The sequence below is a fragment of the Catellatospora sp. NPDC049609 genome, from assembly GCF_040675365.1.
In the GTDB taxonomy this organism is placed as follows: domain Bacteria; phylum Actinomycetota; class Actinomycetes; order Mycobacteriales; family Micromonosporaceae; genus Catellatospora.
Map to the genome: position 1 here is coordinate 1 of NZ_JBFAOU010000091.1, position 23,784 is coordinate 23,784.

Sequence of the window (23,784 nt, forward strand, 5' to 3'; positions counted from 1 at the left end):
GGCCGCGCCGCTGCTGGTGGCCAGATGCGAGATCAGACTCTGGTGGTGCGCGGCGTAGTCGGAGATCCGCTCCTTGATGGTGATGTTCGGGTGTGATGACGAGTCATCACAGAAGTTGTCGCCCCGGGCGGAACTACTACTTGGTGGCGTCGGCGCTGTCGCCGGTCAGGCTGACCGTCGGCTCGTTGCCGCCGAGCATGAGTGTCGGTTCGTCGCCGGGCTGCTGCGCCGGGGTCGCGCCATTCGGCCCCGACTGGGTCGGCGCAGGCGGCGTGTGCGGCGTGTGCTGGGCGGGGGCGGCCGTCGTGGGCTGCGCCGGGGCAGCCGGACCGGGCTGAGCCGGCGCGGGGTTGGCGGCGCCCGACTGGGCCAGCGCGCCGTGCGGGGCCGTGGCCTGGGTCGGCGGTGCCGGCACGGTCAGCGTCTGCGTCTTCTCCTCGGCCGGCGCGGGCAGGGCCAGCGTCTGCGTCTTCTCCTCAGCCGGCTCCGGTGCCTGCTCGGCGGTGCGGGCCGCCTCGGCGGCCGCGCGGACGGCGTCGGCGCGGCGGCGCTCGGCCTCCTCCGCCTCGCGTTGCGCCTTGGTCAGCCGCTCCAGCTCCGCGTGCAGCTGCTTCTTGAGCTCGGCCAGGCGGCGCTCGACCTGCGTGATGTCGTTGCGCACCGTCTCCAGCCGCGTCTGGCCCTCGGTGTACTGCTGCTGCGTCGCCGCGAGGGCGGCCTGCTCCGCGGCGGCCCGGCCGCGAGCCAGGGCGACCTCCTGCTCGGCCTGGTCGGTGCGCTGCGTCGCGGCGGCGGCGGCCTCGGCCACCTGGCGCTCGGCGTCGGCGCGGGCCTCGGCCTTCACCCGCTCCGCCTCGGCCTGCGCGGCGGCCACGGCCTGCGCCGCCTCCGCCTGTGCCGCGGCCAGCTGCTGCTCGGCCTGGGTGCGGTGGTCGGCTGAGTACCGGTCGGCCTCGGCGCGGGCCGCGGCGATCTCCTTGTCGGCCTGCAGGCGGCGGGAAGCGGCCTCCTGCGCCGCGGCGGTGCGGATGCCCTGCGCCTCCACCTGGGCGTGCGCGAGCAGCTCGCGGGCCTCGGTGCGCAGCCGCTGCGTCTCGTCGACCAGCTCCTGGCGGCGGCGCTCCTCGTCCTTGCGCTCCTCGTTGCGGCGCTGGGCCAGCGCGAGGTCGAAGTCGCGGGAAGCGGTGGCGGCGCGCTCGCGGGCGTCGGCCAGCAGCCGCTCGGCCTCGGCGCGCTGGTCGGCGATCTCCTGCTGGGCGCCGTTGCGCAGCGCGTCGGCCTGGTCCTCGGCGAGGGAGAGGATCTGCTCCACCCGCGCACCCAGGTGGCGGAAGGAGACCCGGGACGGCACCGCGCGGCGGGCGGCGTCGGCGATGTCGAGCTGGAGCTGCTGCACCTGCCCGGCGAGCGCCTGCACCTGCGAAAACGCCTGATCTCGCTCGGCGGCGAGGGTGGACAGGTCCGATTCGACCTGAGTTACATATCGGTCAACCTGCTTCTTGTCATAGCCCCGCAGGGCGATGTCGAAGCTGGGTTCGGATGCGACGCCCTCACCGAGCGCGAACAGGTCTCCGCCGTGCGACATGCGCTCCATCTTCACACAAAGAGTCACGCCGCACCCGACGGGAGCCGGGCGCGGCGTGATCGAATCCAGGTCGGATCGTTATTCGGCCTTCTCGGCCTTCGGCTTCTCCTCCGCGGCGGGCGCGGGGGCCGGGTTGCCGACGCCGGGCACGATGCCGGCCAGGCCGGACAGCATCTGGCCGAGCTGGGCGGTGACGGCATTCTTCTGGCGGGTGAGGTCGTCGACCTCGCGACGGGCGGCGGTGGTGGTCAGCTCCGCCTCGTTGCGCGCCTCGGACACCAGGCGGTGCGCCTCGGCCTTGGCCTCGTTGACGGCCTTCTCCGCGGCGGCGCGGGCCTTCTCCGTCGTCTCGGTCGCGGTGCGCTCGGACTCGACGCGGCGCGCCTCGGCGCGCTGCTCGATCTCCTTGGCCCGGTCCTCGGCGGCGCGGGCGCGCTCCTCGGCCTCGCCGACCAGCTTCTGCGTGGCGGCGACGGCGGCGGAGTGGCGCTGCGACTCCTCGCGCTCGGACTTCTCGCGGCGCTCGGCCAGCTCGAGCTGGAGGGCCTGCAGGTCCTTGTCGCGCTTGTCGCGGGCGTCGGCCAGCATCTTGGAGGCCTCGGCACGCTTCTCCTCCGCCTCGCGGGCGGCCTTGGCGCGCAGCTGGGTGATCTCCCGCTCGGCGGTGGCGCGCAGCGTCGCGACCTCGCGCTCGACGGTGGCCTTCAGCTCGGCGACCTCGTGCGAGGTGGCGGTGCGCAGCTGCTTGGTCTCGCGGTCGGCGTCGGCGCGCAGGGTGTCGGCCTCGCGGCGGGCCTGGACCCGGACCTCGGCGGCCTCGCGCTCGACGGCGGTGCGCAGGTTGCCGGCCTCGCGCTCGGCGGTCGCCTTCATGGCGGCGGCCTCGGCGCGCGCCTTGTCGGTGATCTCGCGGGCCTCCAGGCGAGCCGCGGACAGGATGCCCTCCGACTCACGCTTGGACTCGCCGCGGTGGTCGTTGGCCTGCTCCTCGGCCAGCCGCAGGATCTGCTCCACGCGGGTGCCGAGACCGGACAGGGTCGGCCGGCTGTTCTCTTCCAGCTGCTTGCTCGTGTCGGTGAGCTTCTGCTCCACCGAGTTGAGGCGCTGCTCAGCCTGGCGCAGACGACGCTGGGCGTCGTTCATGCGCTGCTCGGCCTCCGCCCGTGCCTGCTCCGACTGGGCAAGCTGAGCGTTCAGGCGACCGACAAACGCGTTTACCTGCTCGCGGTCGAAACCGCGCAGGACGACTGTGAAGTCTTGTTGGGTGTTCGCGCCATCGAAGAACGCGACGGAGGAGGGCTGCTGGGACATTGGCACATACTCGCAGATGACCCTGGGTGTCGCGCAAGGGACCGGGCGTACTTTCGCCCACCGGATGTGGGTCGATTTGCAGATGGAAGATCCGCACCGGAAGGCAATGGTACCAATAAGTCCGAAATGCCTGATGGCGGAGACGCCTCAGCGCGCCTCCGCCATCAGAAAATCACCCTCGGTGAGCGTGGAATCACACGCCCCGGAAGCGGTTGAGGGCGGGCAGATGGCGCGCCCGCTTCGCCGCGTCGCGCACGCCGAGGCCCTCCGCGGGCGCCAGGCACAGCACGCCGACCTTGCCCTGGTGCGCGTTGCGGTGCACCTCGTACGCCGCCTGCCCGGTCTGCTCCAGGGAGAAGGTCTTGGACAGCGTCGGGTGGATCCGTCCAAGGTCGATCAGGCGGTTGGCCTCCCACGCCTCGCGGTAGTTCGCGAAGTGGCTGCCCACGATCCGCTTGAGCGACATCCACAGGTAGCGGTTGTCGTACTGGTGCTCGTAGCCGCTGGTGGAGGCGCAGGTGACGATGGTGCCGCCCTTCTTGGCCACGTACACGCTGGCGCCGAAGGTCTCCCGGCCGGGGTGCTCGAACACGATGTCCGGGTCGTCGCCGCCGGTCAGCTCCCGGATGCGCGCGCCGAACCGCTTCCATTCGGACGGATCCTGAGTGTGCTCATCGGACCAGAACCGGTAGCCCTCCGCGACGCGGTCGATGACCAGGTCGGCACCCATCCGGCGGCAGATCTCCGCCTTCTCCGGTGAGGACACCACGCAGACCGGGATCGCCCCGCCGTGCAGCGCCATCTGCGTCGCGTACGAGCCCAGGCCGCCGCTGGCGCCCCAGATCAGCACGACGTCGCCCTGCTTCATGTTGGCGCCGTGGTGCGAGACGAGCTGCCGGTACGCCGTCGAGTTGACCAGGCCCGGGCTCGCCGCCTCCTCCCAGGTGAGGTGGGCGGGCTTGGGCATGAGCTGGTTGGCCTTGACGATCGCGAGCTCGGCCAGGCCGCCGAAGTTGGTCTCGAAGCCCCAGATCCGCTGTTGCGGGTCCATCATGGTGTCGTCGTGGCCGGTCGCGTCCTCCAGCTCGACGTTGAGGCAGTGCGCCACGACCTGGTCCCCGGCGTGCCACTTGGTGACCCCGGGCCCGGTGCGCAGCACCACGCCCGCGGCGTCCGAACCCACCACGTGGTACGGCAGGTCGTGCCGCTTGGTCAGTGCGGACAGCCGTCCGTACTTCTTCAGGAAGCCGAAGGTCGGCAGCGGCTCGAAAATGGACGTCCACACCGTGTTGTAGTTGACCGCGCTGGCCATGACCGCGATCAGCGCCTCGCCGGGACCCAGCTCCGGGACGGGGACCTCCTGCAGGTGGAGTGCCTTGCGCGGGTCCTTGTCGCGGGTGGCCAGTCCGTCGAACATGGCGGTCTCGTCCTCACGGACCACCATCGCGCGGTACGAGGCCGGTACGGGCACGTCGGCCAGGCTCCGCAGGAGCGCGGCGGGATCGGCCGCGCCCTCCGCTTCCATGATCACGTCGAGGATGTCTTGCACGGCGCCACCTCCGTGGTGAGGGAACTGCGCGTCCCGCGCCTTGCCGGCTGCGGGCGGCTGTTCCGGGTCTGCGGGCCATCCTTGGCGGGCCCTCCGAGAGGCCGCCATGTGGTCGGGCACACATGTGCGGCTCAGGTGAGCCGGACGTTACTGGTCGGTAGCTTTGGCGGGAACGGATGTGTGAAAAACTCCACGCCGGGCTTAACGATCATTCAGTACCCGAGGCCGCGCGGCCTGCGGCGACGCCTCAGTGACCCGTGCCGGGCTCGACCAGCTCCACCAGCACGCCCCCGGCGTCCTTGGGGTGCACGAAGTTGATCCGGGAGCCGGCGGTGCCGCGCTTGGGGGCCTCGTAGAGCAGGCGTACGCCGCGCCCGCGCAGGGCGGCGCAGGTCGCGTCGATGTCGGCGACGGTGTACGCCATCTGCTGCATACCGGGCCCGGAGCGCTCCAGGAACCTCCCGATCGGCGAGTCCGGGCGCAGCGGCGCGAGCAGCTGCACGGCGCCCCCCTCGGGGCTCGGCCCGACCTGGAGCATCGCCTCGCGGACGCCCTGCTCCTCGTTGGTCTCCGTGTGCACGCAGGTCATGCCGAACGTACCTTCGTAGAAGGCGATGGCGGCGTCGAGATCCGGCACGGCGATCCCGACGTGGTCGATGCGCAACAAGCCGACGATCTGTGACGGAGTGTCCTGTGATGAGGTCGACAGGGCTGCTGGTTCGCTCATGCGGTTAGTCTGACCGAACCATCGTTAAGGCGATACGTGAACCAGGCCACTCGGAGGGGTACCACCATGACTTCTGTGATCGTGAGCGGAGCGCGCACCCCGATGGGCCGCCTGCTCGGCAACCTCAAGGACCTGTCCGCCACGCAGCTCGGCGCGGTCGCCATCAAGGCCGCCCTGGAGCGCGCCGGGGTCGCCCCCGACCAGGTCCAGTACGTCATCATGGGCCAGGTGCTGCAGGCCGGCGGCGGTCAGATCACCGCCCGCCAGGCGGCCGTCGAGGCCGGCATCCCGATGAGCGTCCCGGCGCTCACCGTCAACAAGGTCTGCCTGTCCGGCCTCGACGCGATCGCGCTGGCCGACCAGCTGATCCGCGCGGGCGAGTTCGACATCGTGGTGGCCGGCGGCATGGAGTCCATGACCAACGCCCCGCACCTGCTCATCGGCCAGCGCACCGGCTACAAGTACGGCGACGTCGTGATCAAGGACCACATGGCCCACGACGGCCTGTCCGACGCGTGGGACGCCTGCTCGATGGGCGAGTCCACCGAGCGCCACAACGGCCGCTACGAGATCAGCCGCGAGGAGCAGGACGCCTTCGCCGCCGCGTCGCACCAGCGCGCCGCCGCCGCGATCAAGGACGGCCGCTTCGCCGAGGAGATCGCCCCGGTCACCATCCCGGCCCGCAAGGGCGACCCGATCGTCGTCGCCGAGGACGAGGGCGTACGCCCCGACACCACGGTGGAGACGCTCGGCAAGCTGCGCCCGGCGTTCGCCAAGGACGGCACCATCACCGCCGGCTCCTCCTCGCCGATCTCCGACGGCGCGGCCGCCGTGGTGGTCATGCGCAAGGAGAAGGCGCAGGAGCTGGGCCTGACCTGGATCGCCGAGATCGGCGCGCACGGCAACGTGGCGGGCCCGGACAACTCGCTGCACGCCCAGCCCGCCAACGCCATCAAGCAGGCGCTGGCCAAGGAGGGCCTGACCGCCGCCGACCTCGACCTGGTCGAGATCAACGAGGCGTTCGCCGCGGTCGGCATCCAGTCCACCCGCGAGCTGGGCATCGACCCGGAGATCGTGAACGTCAACGGCGGCGCGATCGCGCTGGGCCACCCGATCGGCATGTCCGGCGCCCGGCTGGCGCTGACCCTGGCCCTGGAGCTCAAGCGCCGCGGCGGCGGCGTCGGCGCGGCCGCCCTGTGCGGCGGCGGCGGCCAGGGCGACGCCCTGATCCTCAAGGTCCAGGCCTGACCATCGCCCGCCCCGCAGGCCGCCCCGGGCACACCCGCCCGCGGCGGCCCGCGGCTTGCGGCGGTGCCCCCGGCGGCCGGACGCTGGGGCGGTCCGGGCGGGTGACCGTGTTTTACGTCCATGTTCTCTGCGAATGGTTGACCTGATGACCGAGTCCAGCGCCCTGCCCCCGTCGCCCGCGCCGCAGCGCTCGGTGACCGAGCTCGTCGCACGTGCGCGCGACGGCGAGGCCAGGGCGGTGGCCCGGCTGATCACCCTGGTCGAGTCGGGGTCGGCCGCGCTGCCGGAGATCGCCGCGACGCTCGCGCCCGCCGCGGGCGCGGCCATGGTCGTCGGCCTGACCGGCTCGCCCGGCGTGGGCAAGTCGACCACCACCAACGAGCTGGTGCGCGCGTTCCGGGCGGCCGGCAAGCGGGTCGGCGTGCTGGCGATCGACCCGTCCAGCCCGTACACCGGCGGCGCCATCCTCGGCGACCGGGTGCGCATGCAGGACCACGCCACCGATCCCGGCGTCTACATCCGCTCCATGTCCAGCCGGGGGCACCTGGGCGGGCTGTCGGCGGCCACCCCCGCCGCGGTGCGCGTGCTGGCCGGGGTCGGCTTCGACGTGGTGCTCGTGGAGACCGTCGGCGTGGGCCAGGCCGAGGTCGAGATCGCCTCGCTGGCCGACACCACGCTGGTGCTGCTCGCGCCCGGCATGGGCGACGCGATCCAGGCGGTCAAGGCGGGCATCCTGGAGATCGCCGACATCTTCGTCATCAACAAGGCCGACCGCGACGGTGTCGAGGCCACCCACCGCGACATCCAGGGCATGATCGCCCTCGGCGGCTCGGACCGGGGCCCCGGCGACTGGCGCCCGCGCGTGGTCAAGGCCGTCGCCGCGAAGGCCGAGGGCATCGACGGCATCATCGCCGCGATCGAGGAGCACCGCACCTGGCTCGTCGAGACCGGGCAGCTCACCGAGCGCCGCCGCCGCCGGGCCGCCGCCGAGATCGAGGCGATCGCCCTCGGCCAGCTGCGCGCCCGCTTCGCCGAACTGCCCGGCGCGGGCATCGCCGCCCTCGCCGACAAGGTCGTGGCCGGCACCCTCGACCCCCACGCCGCCGCGACCCAGCTCCTCGACGAACTCGTCTGACGCCGGGCGGGGCCGGCAGAAGTACTCCCGTGTCCCCGCTTTGCTCTGCTTACTTATACGCACCTCGGTCACGCCCCGACGCGGCGCTCCGCTCGCCCGTCGGGGGCGGCCGCTGCGCCTATCGGCAAGCAGCGCAGGGCGTCTGCGCGGATCGGGGTCTGGCGCGTATCGGCAAGCAGAGCATTGCGGTCCGCGCGGACCGGAGGTTTGGCGCGCGTATCGGTAAGCAGAGCAAGGCGGTCCGCGCGGATCGGGGCTCCGGCGCGCGTATTGGTAAGCAGAGCAAAGTCGACGACGCCTGCTTGCCCGAGCTGGCGGCCGCCCGGCGGAACGGACCGCCACGAGTGCCGCGCTGACGCTCCGTGAGCAGGTGATTTCCGCGCGGATCGGACCGCGGACTCGGGTTCGCAACGATAGGTGAAGCGCCTTCACGGGCGTACTGACCAATCGCTAAGGTGTCGGGGCACATAGGGCTCTTACACGTGGAGGCGACGGTGGCCGGTTGGTCCGTCATGCTGCGGGGCATCCGGCACCGCTCCGGCCGATCGCTGGTGGTGCTGTCGCTGGCGGGGTTCGCGACCGCGGCGGCGGTGCTGGCGCCGGCGTATGGGCGGGCCGCGCAGCAGTCGGTGCTCACCGACGCACTGAGCGCGGCGCCGGCGACGGCGGCGGCCGTCACGGTGACCGCGGAGGGCAGCGCCGACACGGCCGAGGCCGCGCACCAGCCGGTCGGTGACACGCAGTCCGTCGTCGCCGGGGCGCTGGCCAGGGCGCCGCGGCTGGCCGCCGTGCTGGACCGGCCCGTCGGCTCGGTCAGCACCGACACCTCGCTGCAGAACACCCGGGGCGGGCGGTTCGCGGCGCGGCTCGCGTGGCATCAGGGGGCGTGTGAGCATCTGCGGGTCACCGGTGACTGCGCCATCGACGCCGAGCAGGTGCTGGTGTCCGAGCGGGCCGCGGCCGAGGCCGGTATAGAGGTCGGCGACAAGATCACGGTACGGCCGGTGCAGGGCGGCAACGCCGGGCGCGCGTACGAGGTGGTCGGCCTCTACACGCCGCTGGCGCCGCAGGAGGCGCACTGGGGCAACAACGGCTACTTCGCGCAGGGGCAGTCCGGCGGGGAGGGCGCGCCGCGCCTGGACGCCGTGTTCGCCGGGGCCGAGGACGACGTGCGGCTCGGCGACGCGGTGCCGGTGACGCTGTCCATCGCGTACCCGCTGCGGCCGGAGCAGGTCCGGCTCGACGACGTGTCCGCGCTGCGCAGCGAGCTGGGCGGGCTCGGGCTCGCGCTGAACGCCGCCGAGCTGCAGGTCGAGACGGCGCTGCCGTCGATCGTCGAGGATGCCGCCAAGGATCAGGACGCGCTCGCCCGGACCGTCCCCATCATCGCGGTGCCGCTGGTGCTGCTGGCCTTCGTCGTGCTGCTGATGCTGGTCGCGGCGCTGACCGAGGAGCGCGGCCCGGAGCTGGCGCTGGCCCGGCTGCGCGGCTACGGCAGCGGCGGCACGATCCGGTTCGGACTCGGCGAGACCCTGCTGCTGATCGTCCTCGGCGCGCCGCTGGGCCTGGCCGCCGGCCTCGGCGCGGTCGAGCTGGCCGCGCGTACGGTGCTCGCCGACGGTGTGCACGTGGAGCCGCGCTGGCCGGTGTTCGCCGCGGCCGTGGGCGGCCTGCTGCTCGCCTGCGCCGCCGCCTGGCTCGCCGCCCGCGCCACGCTCGGCCGCAGCGTGCTCGGCCTGCTGCGGCGGGTGCCGCAGCGTGGCACCTGGCGCGCGGGTGTGCTGGAGGGCGTCGCCGCCGCGCTCGCGGTCGCCTCGCTCGCCGCGGCGCTGCGCGACCGGTCGGCTCCGCTGGCCCTGCTCGCCCCCGCCGCGCTGGCGATCGTGGCGGGCGTGCTCGCCGGGCGGCTGCTCAGCCTGTGGTCGCGGGCCCGGCTCGGGCTGGCCCGCCGCCGCGGCAAGCTGCCCGCGATGCTGTCCGCGGCGCAGCTGTCGCGCCGCCCCGGCGCGGCCCGCACGGTCGCCGTGCTGACCGCCGCCGTCGCGCTGCTGGCGTTCTCCGCCACGGCGTGGGACGTCGCCGCCGACGCGCGGGCGCAGCGGGCCGACGACGCGGTCGGCGCGCCCACCGTGTACGCCGTCTCCGCCGCGCACCCCCAGGCACTGGTCGACGCGCTGGCCGCGGCCGACCCGTCGAACCACTCGATGGCCGTGGTCCGCGCCGACGAGCTCTACAACTCCCAGCGCGTCGAGCTGATCGGCGTGCAGTCGCAGCGGCTGCCCGCGGTCGCCATCTGGCGCGGGTACGACCAGGCGGGCCTCACCGAGCTGGCCGGCCGCCTGCGCCAGGACGCCGGCCGGCCGGCCGAGGTCAGCGGCACGCTGACCGCGCGGGTCACGGCGACCGTCGGCGAGACCGCGGTGCGGGTGGGCGCGCTGGTGTCGGCGCCCGGCGAACCGCCGAGCATCGTCTGGCTGGGCAAGCTGCGCAAGGGCACCCGCGACTACTCCGCCGCGGTGCCGGGCTGCGCGGACAACACCTGCCGCCTGGTCGGCCTCGCCGTCGGCCGGGACACCGGGGAGAGCGGCCCGGTCCAGGCCACCCTGGCGATCGAGGAGCTGCGCTCGGCCGGTCAGCCGCTGGCACTGCGCTTCGACACGGCTGCGGCCTGGAAGTTCCTGGTGGACCGCACCCCCAACGCGACCGTGAAGGTGACCTCCGGCGCGCACCTGGGCGTCAGCGTCACCTCCGCCGACCAGGGCGACGTGCTGATCTCCTACCTGGACACCCCGCAGGAGCTGCCCGCGGTGCTGGCCGGCGCCGCGCCGAGCAGCGACGACCCGGAGCACTTCGACCTGCCCGGCTTCGCCGAGGCCCCGCAGTCGTTCGGCGTGCTGGAGAAGGCCGCCCTGCTGCCCCGCGCGGGCGAGCACGGCCTGCTGTTCGACCTGGACCTGGCGGTGCGGGCGGCCTCGGTGACGCAGGGCCTGTCCGACGCGACGGACCTGCGCTACGAGGTGTGGGCCGCCGCGGACGCCCCGGCCGACCTGGCGACCAAGCTCGCCGGGCAGGGCGTACGCGTGCTGCGTACTGAGACGGTGCCGGACGAGCTGGACCGGCTCGGCCGCCGCGCCCCGGCCCTGGGCCTGCGGCTCTACCTGCTGGCGGGCATCGCCGCGGCGCTGCTGGCGCTGGGCGTGCTGGCACTGAGCACCCGCCTGGGCGCCGGCGAGCGCCGCGCCGAGCTCGCCGCGCTGCGCGTCACCGGCGTACGCCCCGGCGTGCTGCGGCGGGGCCTGCGCCGCGAGCGGCTGGCCCTGCTCGGCCTGCCGATCCTGGTCGGCCTGCTGGTCGGCGTCGGCGCGGCCGCGCTGATGCTGCCCGGCATCCCGCTGGTCACCGTCGGCACGGCGGGCGCGCCCGGCCTGGCCGGCGACGTGCTCGGCGCGCTCGTCCCGAGCCTGGCCCTGGACGCGCTGCCGCTGGCCGTCGCGGGCGCCGCGCTGGTACTGCTGCTGGCGGTGCTGCGCGGCGGACGCCTGGTCAAGCGGGCCACCCCCGAACTCATCCGAGGAGGCAACCGGTGAACGGCTCGGTGACCTGTCGCGGCCTGGTCTACATCTACCGGCTGGAGGGGTACGACGTGGTCGCCCTCGGCGGGGTGGACCTGGACATCGCCCCCGGCGAGTCGGTGGCGCTGCTGGGGCCGTCCGGCTCCGGCAAGTCGACGCTGCTGTCGCTGCTCGCGGGCCTGATCCGCCCGGCCGCCGGGCGGGCCACCGTCGGCGACACCGACCTGGCCAAGGCGACCGAGGCCGAGCTGGCCCGGATGCGCGCCACCGAGGTCGGCGTGGTGCTGCAGGGCGCCGAGCGCAACCTGCTGCCGTACCTGACCTCCGAGCAGAACGTGCGCTTCGCGCAGCGGGCCGCCCGCAGCCACGGCGTCACCGACCTGCCCGCCCCGCGCGACGTGCTCGCCCTGGTCGGCCTGCTCGGCGTACGCGGACGGCTGCGCCAGCGCCCGCACGAGCTGACCCCCGGCGAGCGGCAGCGGCTGGCGCTGGCCGTGGCGCTGGCGCACAAGCCCGGCCTGCTGCTGGCAGACGAGCCCACCAGCCAGCTCGACTCGGTGGCCCGTGACGAGGTCATCGCGTCGCTGGAGTCGGTGCGCCGGGCCGGCACCACGGTCGTCGTCGTGACCCACGACCCCGAGGTCGGCGCGGGCATGGGCCGCCAGGTCACCATCCGCGACGGCCGCGTCGGCGGCGAGGGCAGCCTCGGCGAGGAGTTCGCGGTGGTCGGCCGGGACGGCTCGGTGCACCTGCCGCCGGAGGTGCTCGCGGTGCTGCCGCCGGGCACCCGGGTCCGGGCCCACCCGCGCCCCGACGGCACGGTGCTGCTGACCCCGGCACACGCCGTCGCCGCCGTCACGCCCGACGAGTACGAGCCCGCCGACGACGCGACCGTCTTCGCCAGGCACGCCGCGGCCGTCCCCGACTACTCCCGCGAGCCCGACTACTCCCGTGAGGTGGCCTGATGACCCGGACGCTGCTGGCCGAGCGGATCACCATGGCGTACGGCAAGGACCGGGCCGTGCTGCGCGACGTGTCCGTCGCCGCCCAGCCCGGCCGCATCCTGGCCGTCACCGGCGCGTCCGGCGCGGGCAAGACGACGCTGCTGTGGGCGCTGGCCGGGCTGCTGCACCCGGTCGAGGGCCAGATCAGCCTGGACGGCACTCCGCTGCGCGACCGCGACCAGGCCGTGGCGCAGGGGATCGTGCTGATCCCGCAGCACAACGGGCTCGCCCCGACCCTCACCGCCGCGGAGAACATCCTGGTGGCGCTGGTGTCGGCGGGCGCGCGGGCGGCCGACGCGCGGCGGCTCACCGCCGACGCGCTGACCCAGGTGGGCCTGGCCAACCAGGCCGAGCAGCTGGTCGAGGAGCTGTCCGGCGGGCAGCAGCAGCGTACGGCCATCGCCCGGGGTCTGGCCCTGCGCGGCAGCGTGCTGCTGGCCGACGAGGTGACCAGCGAGCTCGACGCCGCCAACCGCCAGACGGTGCTGTCGCTGCTGCGCGCCGAGGCCGACCGGGGCGCGGCGGTCGTCTTCGCCACCCACGACCCCCAGGCGGCCGCCGCCTGCGACGCCGAACTCCACCTCGTCGACGGCCACGCCACCGCCCCCGTCCACTGACCCGCGAATCGCGTTCATGGTGCAGTCGAGCCGCCTGCTCCGACGCGCCGGGTAGCGGCCGGTCCGAGCGCCCGCCCGGCCTTCGCAACGTCGACGGGCGAGCGGGTGCCCGTATGTCGCATGTGGATCGTCGGCGCTATGCTGCCTGATCGTGGTAGTCGATGGAGTTCCGATTTCTCCGCACCGCGATGATCCGCACGATGTCGTCTACTTTCGGCGGCATCCGGGTGACGACGCCGGACGGCTAGCGCCGGGCCAGGTCTTCCTGCGCGGCTGCCCGCCGGCGGTGCGGGCGAAGTTTTTCGCGGTGCTGGTCGCGGTGGCGAAGGCGCCTCCGCACCGGTTCGCCGGCGGCGGGCTGTGGGAGGCGATGCACGCGCCCATGTCCGGCTGGTACGAGGTGCGCGTCGACGGTCCCAAGCCGGGTGGGGGCCGAGGTCGCCACCACTACCGGCTCTTCTGCCTGATCGACCTCGCGGCACAGGGCCGGCACAAGCCGCTGCTGGTCGTCATCACCGGCCTGATGAAGCCGATCGGGACGACGCTCTCCGACGCCGACTATGCGGCGGTGCGGCGGCTGGGCGCGGAGTATCTGGCACGCAATCCACGGTCTGTGGGCTGAACCCGTCAGGCCGCGAGGCGGGCGTGGGTCTCCGGGGTGGGCCGCCCGGTGCGCAGCGCGTCCGTGACCGCTCGCCGCTCCCGCTCTGGCATGGGTTCGAGCCTGATACGCAGTCCGAGTGCGGCGGCGACCTCGGCGAGGGTGCCGACCGTCGGGTTGGGGCTGGTGGCAGACAGGAGCCGACGCACCACGGCGGGTTCAGCGCCGATCGCTCGGGCTAGCTCGGCCTTGTTCAGGCGGGCCGACTCTCGCGCCTCCTCCAGTGCGTTGATCAGCGCGTCGACGGTCGCGATACGGACTGACTCGGTGAGGTAGGACCTCAGGAACTGCGGGTCGTCCAGATTCTCCGCAAGGTCGTCCCAGAACGCGCTGTCCATGAGCCCTCCACGGGGTCGGGGTGCGTAGCATTTATGCTACGCACCCCGACTGCCTGCCGCAACGGGGTCAGCGGGAGTAGACCTCGAACTCCCAGAGGGAGTAGCCGTACGAGGTGGCCCGTTGCACGCCCTGCATGCGGATGTAGCGGGCGTTGACGGAGGTGAAGGTGTTCACGTCGACGCCACCGTTGCCGGCCGTCGTCGAGAACGCGGTGGTCCAGGTCGAGCCGTCGGTGGAGACGTCGATGCGGTACGAGCGCCCGTACGCCGCCTCCCAGCGCAGGATGACCCGCCCGACGGACCGGACGCTGCCCAGGTCCACGGTGATCTGCCGGCTGTCGGCGTAGCTGCTGCTCCACCGGCTCTGCGGGTTGCCGTCCACGGCGTTGCCGACCGGGTAGAACAGCTGGCTGCCGTTCGCCGAGACGGGCCTGCCCTGGGCGAGGTTCGTGATGTCCTGGCCGCGCTTGGCCGGGAACGACACCACCTGCTGGTACGTCGGCCGGTTCTGCCAGGCGGTCAGCGGCGCGGTGATGCCGCCGAGCGCCGACTGCAGGATGGCGTCGGCACACCACTGGTCACCGGCGGCGCAGTGGTCGTCGCCGGGGTAGACGGCGCTCGCCGCCTGCCCGTTGGCCGTGCCGAGGGTGGACAGCAGCATGGACCGGCAGGCGCTGAGCACGCCGTTGCCGCAGTACGTGCGGCCGAGGCCGCCCGCGACCGGGTCGCCGAGCACGGCCCGCAGGTCCTTGTCGACGTACCCCCACCAGCCGTGCTGGAAGGAGGAGCCCTTGTGCGCCTGGCCCGCGTTCAGGGAGCCGGGCAGGCCGGAGCCGGGGCCGTTCTGGCCGCCGGACGGCGACTCGTTGATGCTCATCGCGTCGACCAGGGCCGTGTAGAGCCCGTCGCCGAGCCCGCCCTGGAACTGGCCGCTGACCAGCAGCGGCCACCACGCGTCGAAGATCCGGATCGCGTCGGCGTGGGCGTAGACCTTCGACCCGGCGGCGGTCTCGACGCGCTTGGCGCCGGACTGCTGCCAGGCCTTGAGCTTGCTCACGGCGGCGGCCAGGGTCGGGTCGGTGACGGCCTGGCTCTCCACGACCCGGAGCAGGTCGTCGAGCACCTTCCAGCCGCGCAGGTCGGTGACGCCCGCGTTCTCGACCAGCCGGGTGAGCGAGGCGCGGGTGAACTTCTGGCCGCTCGCGAGCGCCGCCTTGAGCGGGGCGTCGAGCAGGTCGCCGCGGTGCACCGAGCCGAAGCTGAAGTCGCCGTCGGCGGCGCCGAAGTCCCTGGCCTGCCGGTTGTTCCAACTGATGTAGTAGTCCTGGTTCACCGACTGCGGGTGCGTGCTGTTCGGCGCGTACACGGCGGTGTTGTTGGCGGGGTTGAAGCCCTGCCACTCGTAGGCGGCGTCGCCGCGGACCGGCAGATTCTGGTTGTGGCCCGCGGCCCGCACGGGGTTGCTGCCGGACATGAAGTAGGCGCTGTCGGTGGAGTTGACGTAGAACCAGTTGAACGAGTAGCCGACGTTGGCGGCGGCGTTCTTGAAGTCGGCCGGGGTGCCCATCGCGGCGGGGTCGTTGAACATCTGGAAGCCGATGGCCGAGTCGGCCTCGTGCCGGTAGGTGGAGCGCAGGTGGGTGAAGGCGTGCGGCACGCCGCCGACCCTGCCGCGCCAGGCCACCAGGCCGAGCTTGGTCCGGTACGTGACCAGCTTGTAGGACCCGGCGGCGGTCGGGTCGGCCACCGACGGGTTCCAGCTGTTGGTGTGCGACAGCTCCTCCATCGCGGTGCAGACGCCCCGGTAGAGGTACCTGTTGCTGTTCAGGGTCGGTGCGGAGCCGTCGGTGGTGCACAGCGGCAGCGCGTACGTGTCGGTGATGTCGTGCGCGGCCGAGGTGGCGCTCCACGCGTAGTCCTGCCCGCGCCCGAGCAGCACGTACAGGTTGAGCCCGGCGAACGCGGCGCCGCGCGCGCTGATGCCGGGGCCCTGCAGCTCCTGCACCATGAGCAGCTGCGGGGAGAAGTAGCCGGTCTGCGGCCCGAACACGGCGATCGGGTGGCCGGTCGCGGAGTGCGCCGCGGAGACGACCGCGGCGTTGGACATGCCCTTGCCGTCCGGCCCGATGGTGAGGCTGCCGAGCGCGGCGGCGATGTCCGACTTCGCGGTGACCGAGCTGGTCGCCGACCCGGTCGGGTTGGTCACCACCGGTTCGACCACGGCCGATCCGGCGTCGGGCAGCACCACGCCGGACGCGTTGTCGTCGGCCGCGCCGTACGGGAAGCCGGTGCCGTCGTGCACGGTGAGCACGGTCTCCGGGTCGTTGCGCATGCGGAACGCGTGCCACACCGCGTCGCCCTCGACCGCGCCGTAGCGGGCCCGCGCGGCCACCCGGACCAGCGCGGATTCCATCTCCTTGCCGCCACCGCCGCCGAACAGGCCGCCGACCACGCCCGCGATGGCGATCAGGTCGGTCATCGTGAACCGCACCGGGCCGCCCTCGTTGGTGATCGCGTCGAGGTGGCCGGTGAGCACGTACTCGCCGGGGCAGTTGCGGTCGGCCATGCACTTCGCGATGTAGGCGTTCACGCCCGCGATGTAGTTCTGCACGTCGTCGTAGAGCTGCGCGCCCCGGGTGCCGAGCGTGCGCAGCGCGTCGACCTGCGCCTGCAGGTCGGCCTCGGTGTAGGGCGCGTTGCGCCAGACGCTCTGCTCCAGCGACCGGTTGCCCGCCGCGCCCCCGGCGAACGGGGTCAGCGTGCCCCGGCCGACGTGGCGCAGCAGGTCCATGGTGAACAGCCGGTCCTCGGCGCCGGCGTAGCCCGCCCCGAACATGGTCCCGGGCCGGGTGGTGCCGGTGACGTGCGGCGTGCCGGTGGCCTTGTCGCGCACGATGGTCACGTCGGAGCGGGGGGAGTAGGTGCGTTCGGCCTGCCCGGCGGGCACCCCGAACGCGGCGTCGTTGAAGTAGGCCGGGATCTGCTCGTCGGTGAGCCCGGCGTAGTTGTAGACCAGGTTGGCGTACCGGTCGAGCTGGTCGGCCGAGTGCGCGGGCCGGGTGCCCAGCGTCTGGTGGCCGAGGATGTCGACGAGGGTGGCGTTGCCGTTCTGGCCGGGCGGCAGGATGTCGGAGCACTCCTGCAGGCAGTAGTCGTTGGGGGCGAGCACGGCCGCGGCGGCGGGCGCCGGGGGCGGCACGAAGGCCGCGAACGCCCCGGCCGTGGCCAGGGCGGCGGTGGCGGCGAGGGGGCGTCTGGCCCGTGCGTACGGGCCGGTGGCGCGTCGGGACATGGGTGGATCCCTTCGGCGGGGGACGGGGACGGGTCCGCTGAGCCGCATCGGACGACCGGTCCACGCGCTGGGTGAGGGCGCAGCCTGCCACCGACGCACTTACATGAAGCAATTTCGTGTACCGGATGGTAACGAGGAATTTACGAGTGTGAAAGAGGTCACTCATGACTAGTTGACCGGCGGGTAGGCAAGGGCTTAGTGATCGTTCAGGCAAGCGGGCTAGGCTGTGCTCGAAATCCTGTGATCCAGGTATCACCACCCGGGAGGAAACGTGGACGCCAACGAGATCGCCGCAGGCCGCGAACGCTGGCAGCAGCGGTACGACAAGGCGCACAAGCGCCACGCGGACTTCACCACGCTCAGCGGGGTGGAGGTGGAGCCGCTCTACGGCCCGCCCGCCGACGTCGACTACCCGGGCTTCGAGCGCATCGGCTGGCCGGGCGAGTTCCCGTTCACTCGCGGCCTCTACCCGACCGGCTACCGGGGCCGGACCTGGACCATCCGCCAGTTCGCCGGGTTCGGCAACGCGGTGCAGACCAACGAGCGCTACAAGCTGATCCTGGGCGCGGGCGGCGGCGGCCTGTCGGTCGCCTTCGACATGCCGACCCTGATGGGCCGCGACTCCGACGACGCCCGCTCGCTGGGCGAGGTCGGCCACTGCGGCGTGGCCGTCGACTCGGCCGCCGACATGGACGTGCTGTTCGGCGGCATCGACCTGCAGAAGGTCACCACCTCGATGACCATCTCCGGCCCCGCCGTGCCGGTGTTCTGCATGTACCTGGTCGCCGCCGAGCGCCAGGGCGCCGACCTGAGCAAGCTCGACGGCACCCTGCAGACCGACATCTTCAAGGAGTACATCGCGCAGAAGGAGTGGCTGTTCGACCCCGAGCCGCACCTGCGCCTCATCGGCGACCTGATGGAGTACTGCGCGCACAACATCCCGAAGTACAAGCCGCTGTCGGTGTCGGGCTACCACATCCGCGAGGCCGGGGCGACCGCCGCGCAGGAGCTGGCGTACACGCTGGCCGACGGCTTCGGCTACGTCGAGCTGGGCCTGTCCCGCGGCCTGGACGTCAACGTGTTCGCGCCCGGCCTGAGCTTCTTCTTCGACGCGCACATCGACTTCTTCGAGGAGATCGCGAAGTTCCGCGCCGCCCGCCGCATCTGGGCCCGCTGGATGCGCGACGTGTACGGCGCCACCAGCGAGAAGGCGCAGTGGCTGCGCTTCCACACGCAGACCGCCGGCGTCTCGCTCACCGCGCAGCAGCCGGTCAACAACGTGGTGCGCACCGCGGTCGAGGCGCTGTCGGCCGTGCTCGGCGGCACCAACTCGCTGCACACCAACGCCCTGGACGAGACCCTCGCCCTGCCCACCGACGAGTCGGCCGAGATCGCGCTGCGTACCCAGCAGGTGCTGATGGAGGAGACCGGCGTGGTCAACGTCGCCGACCCGCTGGGCGGCTCCTGGTACGTCGAGGCGCTCACCGACAAGATCGAGGCCGAGGCCGAGGCGATCTTCCAGCGCATCAAGGACCGGGGCACCGACGGCACCATCACCAGCGGCATCCTGCGCGGCATCGAGGACGGGTGGTTCACCTCCGAGATCGCCGACTCGGCGTACATCTACCAGCGCGCGCTGGAGGAGGGCGCCAAGCGCATCGTCGGCGTCAACTGCCACACCGGCACCATCGCCAAGGACCTGGAGATCATGCGCGTCTCCCACGAGGTCGAGCGCGACCAGGTCAAGCTCCTCCAGGCCCGCCGCACCGACCGCGACCAGGCCGCCGTCGACGCCGCCCTCAAGAAGATGATCGAGGTCGCCCGCACCGACGCCAACATGGTCCCCGCCATGCTCGACGCCTGCCGCGCCGAGGCCACCCTCGGCGAGATCTGCGACGCGCTACGCGACGAGTGGGGCATCTACCGCGAACCGGCCCGCTTCTGACCCGCCCGCCGACGCGCCGATCTTGCGCGGACTGTGGGGACGACACGCCCGTACCGGGCAGATCCCTAACAGTTCGCGCAAGATCGTCGCGATCATGGCGGCAGGAGGGACCTTTGCGGGGGGTTCGTCACGGGCGTGGGAGACTGGGTAACCATGAGCGATCTCCGACCCGGACAGTCGATCTTCACGCGTGGCGCCGTGGACCTCGGCGCCCTGGCCTCCCGTAACCAGGCCGCCCCGGCCGCCGCCGAGCAGCAGCAGGCCGCCGCGCCCGCCGCCCCGGCCGGCCCCGGCAACGGCGGCTTCCCCGGTGCGCCCGCGGGGGGCGGCGTCGTGGTGGACGTGACCGAGGCCAACGTCCAGGACGAGGTGCTGCAGCGGTCGATGGCCACCCCGGTCGTGGTGGCGTTCCTGGCCCCCGGCTACCCCGAGGTGCAGCAGCTCGCCGACGCCCTGGCGCAGCTCAACGCCGCCGACGGCGGCAGCTGGGTGCTCGCCCGCGTCGACGTGCAGGCCAACCCGCGCCTGGCCGCCATGTTCCGGGTGCAGAGCGTGCCCACGGTGTACGCCGTGGTCGGCGGCCAGCCGATCGACGCGTTCGCCGGGCCGGTGCCCGCCGCGCAGCTGCGCCAGTGGCTCGACGCCGTGCTGCGCGCGGGCGGCGTCGAGGTGGCCGTGCCGGAGGACCCGCGACTGGAGGCCGCCGACGAGGCCCTGATCATGGGTGACCTGGACGAGGCCGAGCGGGCGTACCGCAAGATCCTTTCGGACTCGCCGAAGGACGCCGCCGCCGAGGCCGGCCTGGCCCAGGTGGTGCTGGCCAAGCGGATCGCGGGCGTGGACCCGCAGGCCGCGGTCGCCGCGGCCGACGCCGCGCCGGACGACGTCGCCGCGCAGCTGAAGGCGGCCGACGTCGAGGTGCTGGCCGGTCAGGCGGAGCAGGCGTATCGGCGGCTGGTGGAACTGGTGCGCCGCGTCTACGGTGACGATCGGGAGGCGGTGCGGCAGCACCTCGTGTCGCTGTTCGCCGTCGCCGGGCCGGACGATCCCGCGGTGGCGGCCGCGCGACGCGCCCTGGCCAGCGCTTTGTTCTAGACATCGGCCGGCCCAGGGGAGAGGTGTATGCGCCGCATCGCGGTTCTCGACGCGCCGTCGAACCTGGGCCTGCGCCCGCCGACCGAGACCTCCGTGCCCGGCTGCGCCAAGGCGCCCGGCGCGCTGCGCGACAAGCAGCTGCTGACCCGGCTCGACGCGCGGGATGCCGGCTGCCTCACCCCGCCCCGCTACGACCCGGGCGACTGGCGTCCCGGCGACGGGGTTGCCCACGCGGCGCAGATCCACTCGTACAGCGTGCGGCTGGCGGAGCGGATCGGCGTGATCGTCGACGGCGGGGAGTTCCCGCTGGTGCTCGGCGGGGACTGCTCGATCCTGCTGGGCTCGGCGCTGGCCATGCGCCGCCTCGGCGAGGAGGTCGGCGGCCGGATCGGCCTGGTCTTCGTGGACGGCCACTCCGACTTCCGCCACCCGGGCAACGCGCCGTACGTCGGCGCCGCCGCGGGCGAGGACCTCGCGCTGGTGACCGGCCGGGGGCAGACCGAGCTGGCCGGGATCGAAGGGCGGCGGCCGTACTACCGCGACACCGACGTGGTCGTGCTCGGCATCCGCGAGCACGACGAGTACCGGCTGGACCTGCAGGCGGCCGGGTTCGCCGTGCGCCCGGCGACGGCGGTGCGGGCCGAGGGCGCCCGGCGCACCGCGCAGTGGGCCCGCGAGCGCCTGGCCGACTGCGCCGGGTTCTGGGTGCACGTGGACGTCGACGTGCTCGACCCCGCGGTGATGCCCGCGGTCGACGCGCCCGAGGCGGGCGGCATCGCGCTGACCGAGCTGGAGCTGCTGCTGGCGGGCCTGGTCAACACGCCGGACTGCCTCGGCATGGAGGTCACCGTCTTCGACCCCGACCACGACCCCGACGGCCGCTACGCCACGGAGCTCGTCGCCGCCCTGGCCACCGGCCTGGCCCCGCTCATGCCCCCCAAGCGCACCGCGGCCAAGCCCCGCGTCCCCGCACCCCGCAAGGCACCGGCCCCCCGCGCCGTCGCCTGACCGGGCGGGCCCCGGAGCGTGGCGCGGGCAACGGGAGGCGGAGGGCGGCGAGGGCAGGCCGGAGGGCGGAGTTAGGGTTGCGCGCATGCCCGCTGTGCTCTCCACCGTGACGACGGTCGTCGCCCTGCTGCTGGCCGCAGTCGCCCTGCTCGCGGCCGCGCTCAACCGCGCGCCGGACCGGGTGCAGTTCATCGGCACCATCGTGGTCAGCGTCGCCGCCGTCGCGCTGGTCGGTGCGGCCGTCGTCAGCTGGATCGGCGGGCACACCCCGCGCGAGGTGACCACCTTCCTCGGGTACGCCCTGACGATGGTGCTGCTGCCCGCGGGCGCCTGGATCGTGGGCCGGATGGAGCCGACCCGGTTCGGCAGCCTGATCGTCGGCGTGGCCGCGCTCATCGTGCCGGTGCTGGTGCTGCGGATCGGCCAGGTGTTCGGTGGCTAGGGGCGTCAACACCGGCCTCGGCCGGGTGCTCGTGTTCGTGTACGGCCTGTTCGCCGTCGCCGCGACCTGCCGCGCGGGCGTGCAGATCATCCTCAGGTTCAGCGAGGCCCCGGTCTCGTACCTGCTCAGCGCCCTGGCCGCGGTGCTCTACATCGTGGCGACGGTCGGCCTGGTGCGCGGCGACGCGGGCGGTCGCCGCCTGGCCCAGGTCTGCTTCACCGTCGAGCTGATCGGCGTGCTCGCCGTCGGCACGCTCAGCGTGCTGGCCCCGCAGGACTTCCCGGACGCCACGGTCTGGTCCGGTTTCGGCGAGGGGTACGGCTACCTGCCGCTCGTGCTGCCCGTGCTCGGCCTGATCTGGCTGCGCCGCAAGGATCCCGCGACGGTCTGACGCCTCGGGCAACCCCGCCCCACCGGCCCCGTGTTCAAGGGGTGAAGCGAGGAGGCGGGATGAAGGACGTCGACGGGTTCCGCGAGTACGCGGGCAGCCGGCTGGAGGGCTGGCGGCGCACCGCGTACCTGCTGTCCGGTGACTGGCACCTCGCGGACGACATGGTGTCGTCCGCGCTGACCGGGCTCTACCGGCACTGGGACCGCGTGTCGCGGATGGACAACCCCGACGCCTACATCCGCACCTGCCTGCTGCGGGCGATGCTCAACGAGCGCCGCCGCCCGTGGCGGCGGGAGCGCTCCTTCGACGTGCTCCCCGACCGGGCGGCCACCACACCGCCGCCGGACGGGGTCGCCGACCGGGAGGCCGTCGTCGCCCTGCTCGCCGAACTGCCGGCCCGCCGCCGGGCGGTGCTCGTGCTGCGGTACTTCTGCGACCTGTCGGTCGAGCAGACCGCGGCGGAGCTCGGCTGCTCGGCCGGCACCGTCAAGAGCCAGACGTCCCGGGCCCTGGAGGCGCTGCGCGCGCGCCTGCAGGGCACCGGGCTGGTCGCCGAGGAGGCCTGATGAACGACCTGACCGAACAGATGCGCGCAGCCACTGCCGCACCCCCGCCCAGCACGCTCGACCTGGACGGCTTCATCGCCCGCGAGCAGCGGCGCACCCGGCTGCTGCGCTGGAGCGGCGGCAGCGGCGCGGTGGCGCTGCTGGTCGCCGCCGTGCTGGCCGTGCCCGCCCTGTACGCCGGGGACGGCGGCACGGGCCTCACGCCGGGGCTGGCCGGGCCGCGGTGCCCGACACCCGGCCCGAACCCGACCGAGGTGCCGCAGGACCCGGCCGAGCCCGGCCCGTCGCCGCTGCCGCTGGACCGGTGCGCCGAGACGGCCGCCCGCCTGGGCACGGCGCTGCGCGCGGCGCTGGCCGGGACCGCGCCGCGGGTGACCGCCACCCCGCGCACCCCCGAGGTCTTCGTCTACCAGCCGCGCTACGCGCAGTACGAGGCCGACTTCGCGCTGGCGGGTGCCGCCGGGACGGGCGGCCTACGGGTGGAGGTGAAGGTCGTGCCGGACAATCCGCCCACCGAGCAGCAGGTCTGCCCGCCGGGGCAGCCCGGAGCGAGGAAGTGCTCGTACCGGATCACCCGGTCGGGGACGGTGCTGTTCACGTACGACGCGAACTTCTCCCGCAAGGCCGAGGCGTACCTGCGCGACGGCACGCTGATCACGGCGTCCGCCGGCGTGCCCGTCCCGGAGGGGACGAAGACGCACGAGGTGGCGCCGCCACCGCTGACCACCGATCACCTGCTCGCCCTGGTGCAGTGGCCGGGGCTGAGGCTGCTCCCGGGCGTGGCCGCAAGCCCGCCGCCACCCGGTGACCCCGCCACCGAGGCGCTGATCGACACCATCGTGCTGAACCTGCGGCGCAAGCTGCCCGACGGAGCCTTCGCCCAGCCGCCCGTGCCCGGTTCGCCCGAGAACGGCCTGCGGGCCTGGTACGAGGCGGGCGGGCTGGGCGTGATCACGGCCGAGGTCGCCGGCACCTGCGTCGACCCGGGCGCCGCAGCGGAGTGCGACCGGGAGCCCTGCCCCGAGCAGCCGGACAGCGTCTACTGCGTGGTCGACACGGACGGCACCAGGATCGTCGGCGCGCACGGCTCGGCGACCTTGTTCACGCCCGCCGGCCGCGTCTTCACCGTCACCGCCGAGGGCGCCCTCGCCCAGCGCCTCACCAACGCCGACCTGGCCGTCATCGCCCAGGCCCTCGCCGCCACCCCACCTCGCTGACCCGACCCGGCCCCGCCCCCGTCAAGATCGCGACGATCTTGCGCGAACTGTTGCCGATTCGCCCGGAAGGGGCGTGTCGTA

18 protein-coding genes and 1 pseudogene are annotated in these 23,784 nt (G+C 73.5%); 13 read left to right on the plus strand and 6 right to left on the minus strand.

The genetic code is table 11. The features are described 5' to 3' along the window. Nucleotides 1-136 precede the first annotated feature (136 nt). The 4 genes from AB0J67_RS23640 to mce all read right to left on the minus strand — a co-directional run bounded on the left by AB0J67_RS23640 (nt 137) and on the right by mce (nt 5,172). Nucleotides 137-1,585: a hypothetical protein gene (locus AB0J67_RS23640; RefSeq protein ID WP_363485602.1), complete on the minus strand. Its 1,449-nt coding sequence runs from the start codon at nt 1,583-1,585 to the stop codon at nt 137-139. A 78-nt stretch (nt 1,586-1,663) separates the two neighbouring features. After that, nucleotides 1,664-2,896, minus strand: coding sequence for a cell division protein DivIVA (locus AB0J67_RS23645; protein WP_363485603.1), 1,233 nt, complete (start codon nt 2,894-2,896; stop codon nt 1,664-1,666). A gap of 193 nt (nt 2,897-3,089) precedes the next feature. After that, a complete protein-coding gene (gene ccrA / locus AB0J67_RS23650; protein ID WP_363485604.1) occupies nt 3,090-4,445 on the minus strand; it encodes a crotonyl-CoA carboxylase/reductase in 1,356 nt (451 codons plus the stop codon). Nucleotides 4,446-4,692: 247 nt separating this feature from the next. Beyond that, complete coding sequence (mce, locus tag AB0J67_RS23655; RefSeq protein WP_363485605.1) at nt 4,693-5,172, minus strand: methylmalonyl-CoA epimerase; 480 nt, start codon at nt 5,170-5,172, stop codon at nt 4,693-4,695. A 66-nt stretch (nt 5,173-5,238) separates the two neighbouring features. On the opposite strand from mce, the gene AB0J67_RS23660 reads away from it, so the two are divergent. From AB0J67_RS23660 to AB0J67_RS23685, 6 genes are all read left to right on the plus strand, one after another. Next, nucleotides 5,239-6,420, plus strand: coding sequence for an acetyl-CoA C-acetyltransferase (locus AB0J67_RS23660; RefSeq protein ID WP_363485606.1), 1,182 nt, complete (start codon nt 5,239-5,241; stop codon nt 6,418-6,420). Between the two features lie 145 nt (nt 6,421-6,565). Continuing rightward, nucleotides 6,566-7,555 carry a methylmalonyl Co-A mutase-associated GTPase MeaB gene (gene meaB, locus AB0J67_RS23665; RefSeq protein ID WP_363485607.1) on the plus strand — a complete coding sequence of 330 codons (990 nt, stop codon included), beginning with the start codon at nt 6,566-6,568 and terminating at the stop codon, nt 7,553-7,555. Nucleotides 7,556-8,049: 494 nt separating this feature from the next. Next, entirely contained in the window at nt 8,050-11,142 is a 3,093-nt protein-coding gene (locus tag AB0J67_RS23670; protein WP_363485608.1) for an FtsX-like permease family protein, read from the plus strand. Next, nucleotides 11,139-12,092, plus strand: a complete 954-nt coding sequence (locus tag AB0J67_RS23675) for an ABC transporter ATP-binding protein (RefSeq protein ID WP_363485609.1) — start codon at nt 11,139-11,141, stop codon at nt 12,090-12,092. Before AB0J67_RS23670 ends, AB0J67_RS23675 begins: the two co-directional genes overlap by 4 nt. Further along, complete coding sequence (locus AB0J67_RS23680; protein WP_363485610.1) at nt 12,092-12,748, plus strand: ATP-binding cassette domain-containing protein; 657 nt, start codon at nt 12,092-12,094, stop codon at nt 12,746-12,748. Before AB0J67_RS23675 ends, AB0J67_RS23680 begins: the two co-directional genes overlap by 1 nt. Before the next feature lie 151 nt (nt 12,749-12,899). Then, complete coding sequence (locus tag AB0J67_RS23685) at nt 12,900-13,370, plus strand: hypothetical protein (protein ID WP_363485611.1); 471 nt, start codon at nt 12,900-12,902, stop codon at nt 13,368-13,370. 5 nt (nt 13,371-13,375) lie between these two features. Here AB0J67_RS23685 and AB0J67_RS23690 read toward each other — a convergent pair whose 3' ends face one another. Both AB0J67_RS23690 and AB0J67_RS23695 read right to left on the minus strand, forming a co-directional pair. Then, nucleotides 13,376-13,747 carry a helix-turn-helix transcriptional regulator gene (locus AB0J67_RS23690; RefSeq protein ID WP_363485612.1) on the minus strand — a complete coding sequence of 124 codons (372 nt, stop codon included), beginning with the start codon at nt 13,745-13,747 and terminating at the stop codon, nt 13,376-13,378. A gap of 67 nt (nt 13,748-13,814) precedes the next feature. After that, nucleotides 13,815-17,039: a penicillin acylase family protein gene (locus tag AB0J67_RS23695; RefSeq protein ID WP_363485613.1), complete on the minus strand. Its 3,225-nt coding sequence runs from the start codon at nt 17,037-17,039 to the stop codon at nt 13,815-13,817. A 271-nt stretch (nt 17,040-17,310) separates the two neighbouring features. Between AB0J67_RS23695 and AB0J67_RS23700 the strand changes: the two genes are divergently transcribed. The 7 genes and pseudogenes from AB0J67_RS23700 to AB0J67_RS23730 all read left to right on the plus strand — a co-directional run bounded on the left by AB0J67_RS23700 (nt 17,311) and on the right by AB0J67_RS23730 (nt 23,703). Next, on the plus strand, nt 17,311-18,984 hold the full coding sequence (locus tag AB0J67_RS23700) for a methylmalonyl-CoA mutase family protein (protein WP_363485614.1): 1,674 nt from the start codon (nt 17,311-17,313) through the stop codon (nt 18,982-18,984). 153 nt (nt 18,985-19,137) lie between these two features. Next, nucleotides 19,138-20,079, plus strand: a complete 942-nt coding sequence (locus AB0J67_RS23705; RefSeq protein WP_363485615.1) for a tetratricopeptide repeat protein — start codon at nt 19,138-19,140, stop codon at nt 20,077-20,079. Nucleotides 20,080-20,106: 27 nt separating this feature from the next. Next, a pseudogene (locus AB0J67_RS23710) lies at nt 20,107-21,084 on the plus strand (arginase family protein); the annotation flags it as partial. Nucleotides 21,085-21,172: 88 nt separating this feature from the next. Next, entirely contained in the window at nt 21,173-21,529 is a 357-nt protein-coding gene (locus AB0J67_RS23715; protein ID WP_363485616.1) for a hypothetical protein, read from the plus strand. After that, nucleotides 21,522-21,920 (plus strand): hypothetical protein, encoded by a 399-nt coding sequence (locus tag AB0J67_RS23720; RefSeq protein ID WP_363485617.1) that lies wholly within the window; start codon nt 21,522-21,524, stop codon nt 21,918-21,920. Before AB0J67_RS23715 ends, AB0J67_RS23720 begins: the two co-directional genes overlap by 8 nt. A 59-nt stretch (nt 21,921-21,979) precedes the next feature. Next, nucleotides 21,980-22,486, plus strand: coding sequence for a SigE family RNA polymerase sigma factor (locus tag AB0J67_RS23725; RefSeq protein ID WP_363485618.1), 507 nt, complete (start codon nt 21,980-21,982; stop codon nt 22,484-22,486). Continuing rightward, nucleotides 22,486-23,703 (plus strand): hypothetical protein, encoded by a 1,218-nt coding sequence (locus AB0J67_RS23730; RefSeq protein WP_363485619.1) that lies wholly within the window; start codon nt 22,486-22,488, stop codon nt 23,701-23,703. The genes AB0J67_RS23725 and AB0J67_RS23730 overlap by 1 nt, the downstream gene beginning before the upstream one ends. The last annotated feature ends 81 nt before the right edge of the window (nt 23,704-23,784 follow it).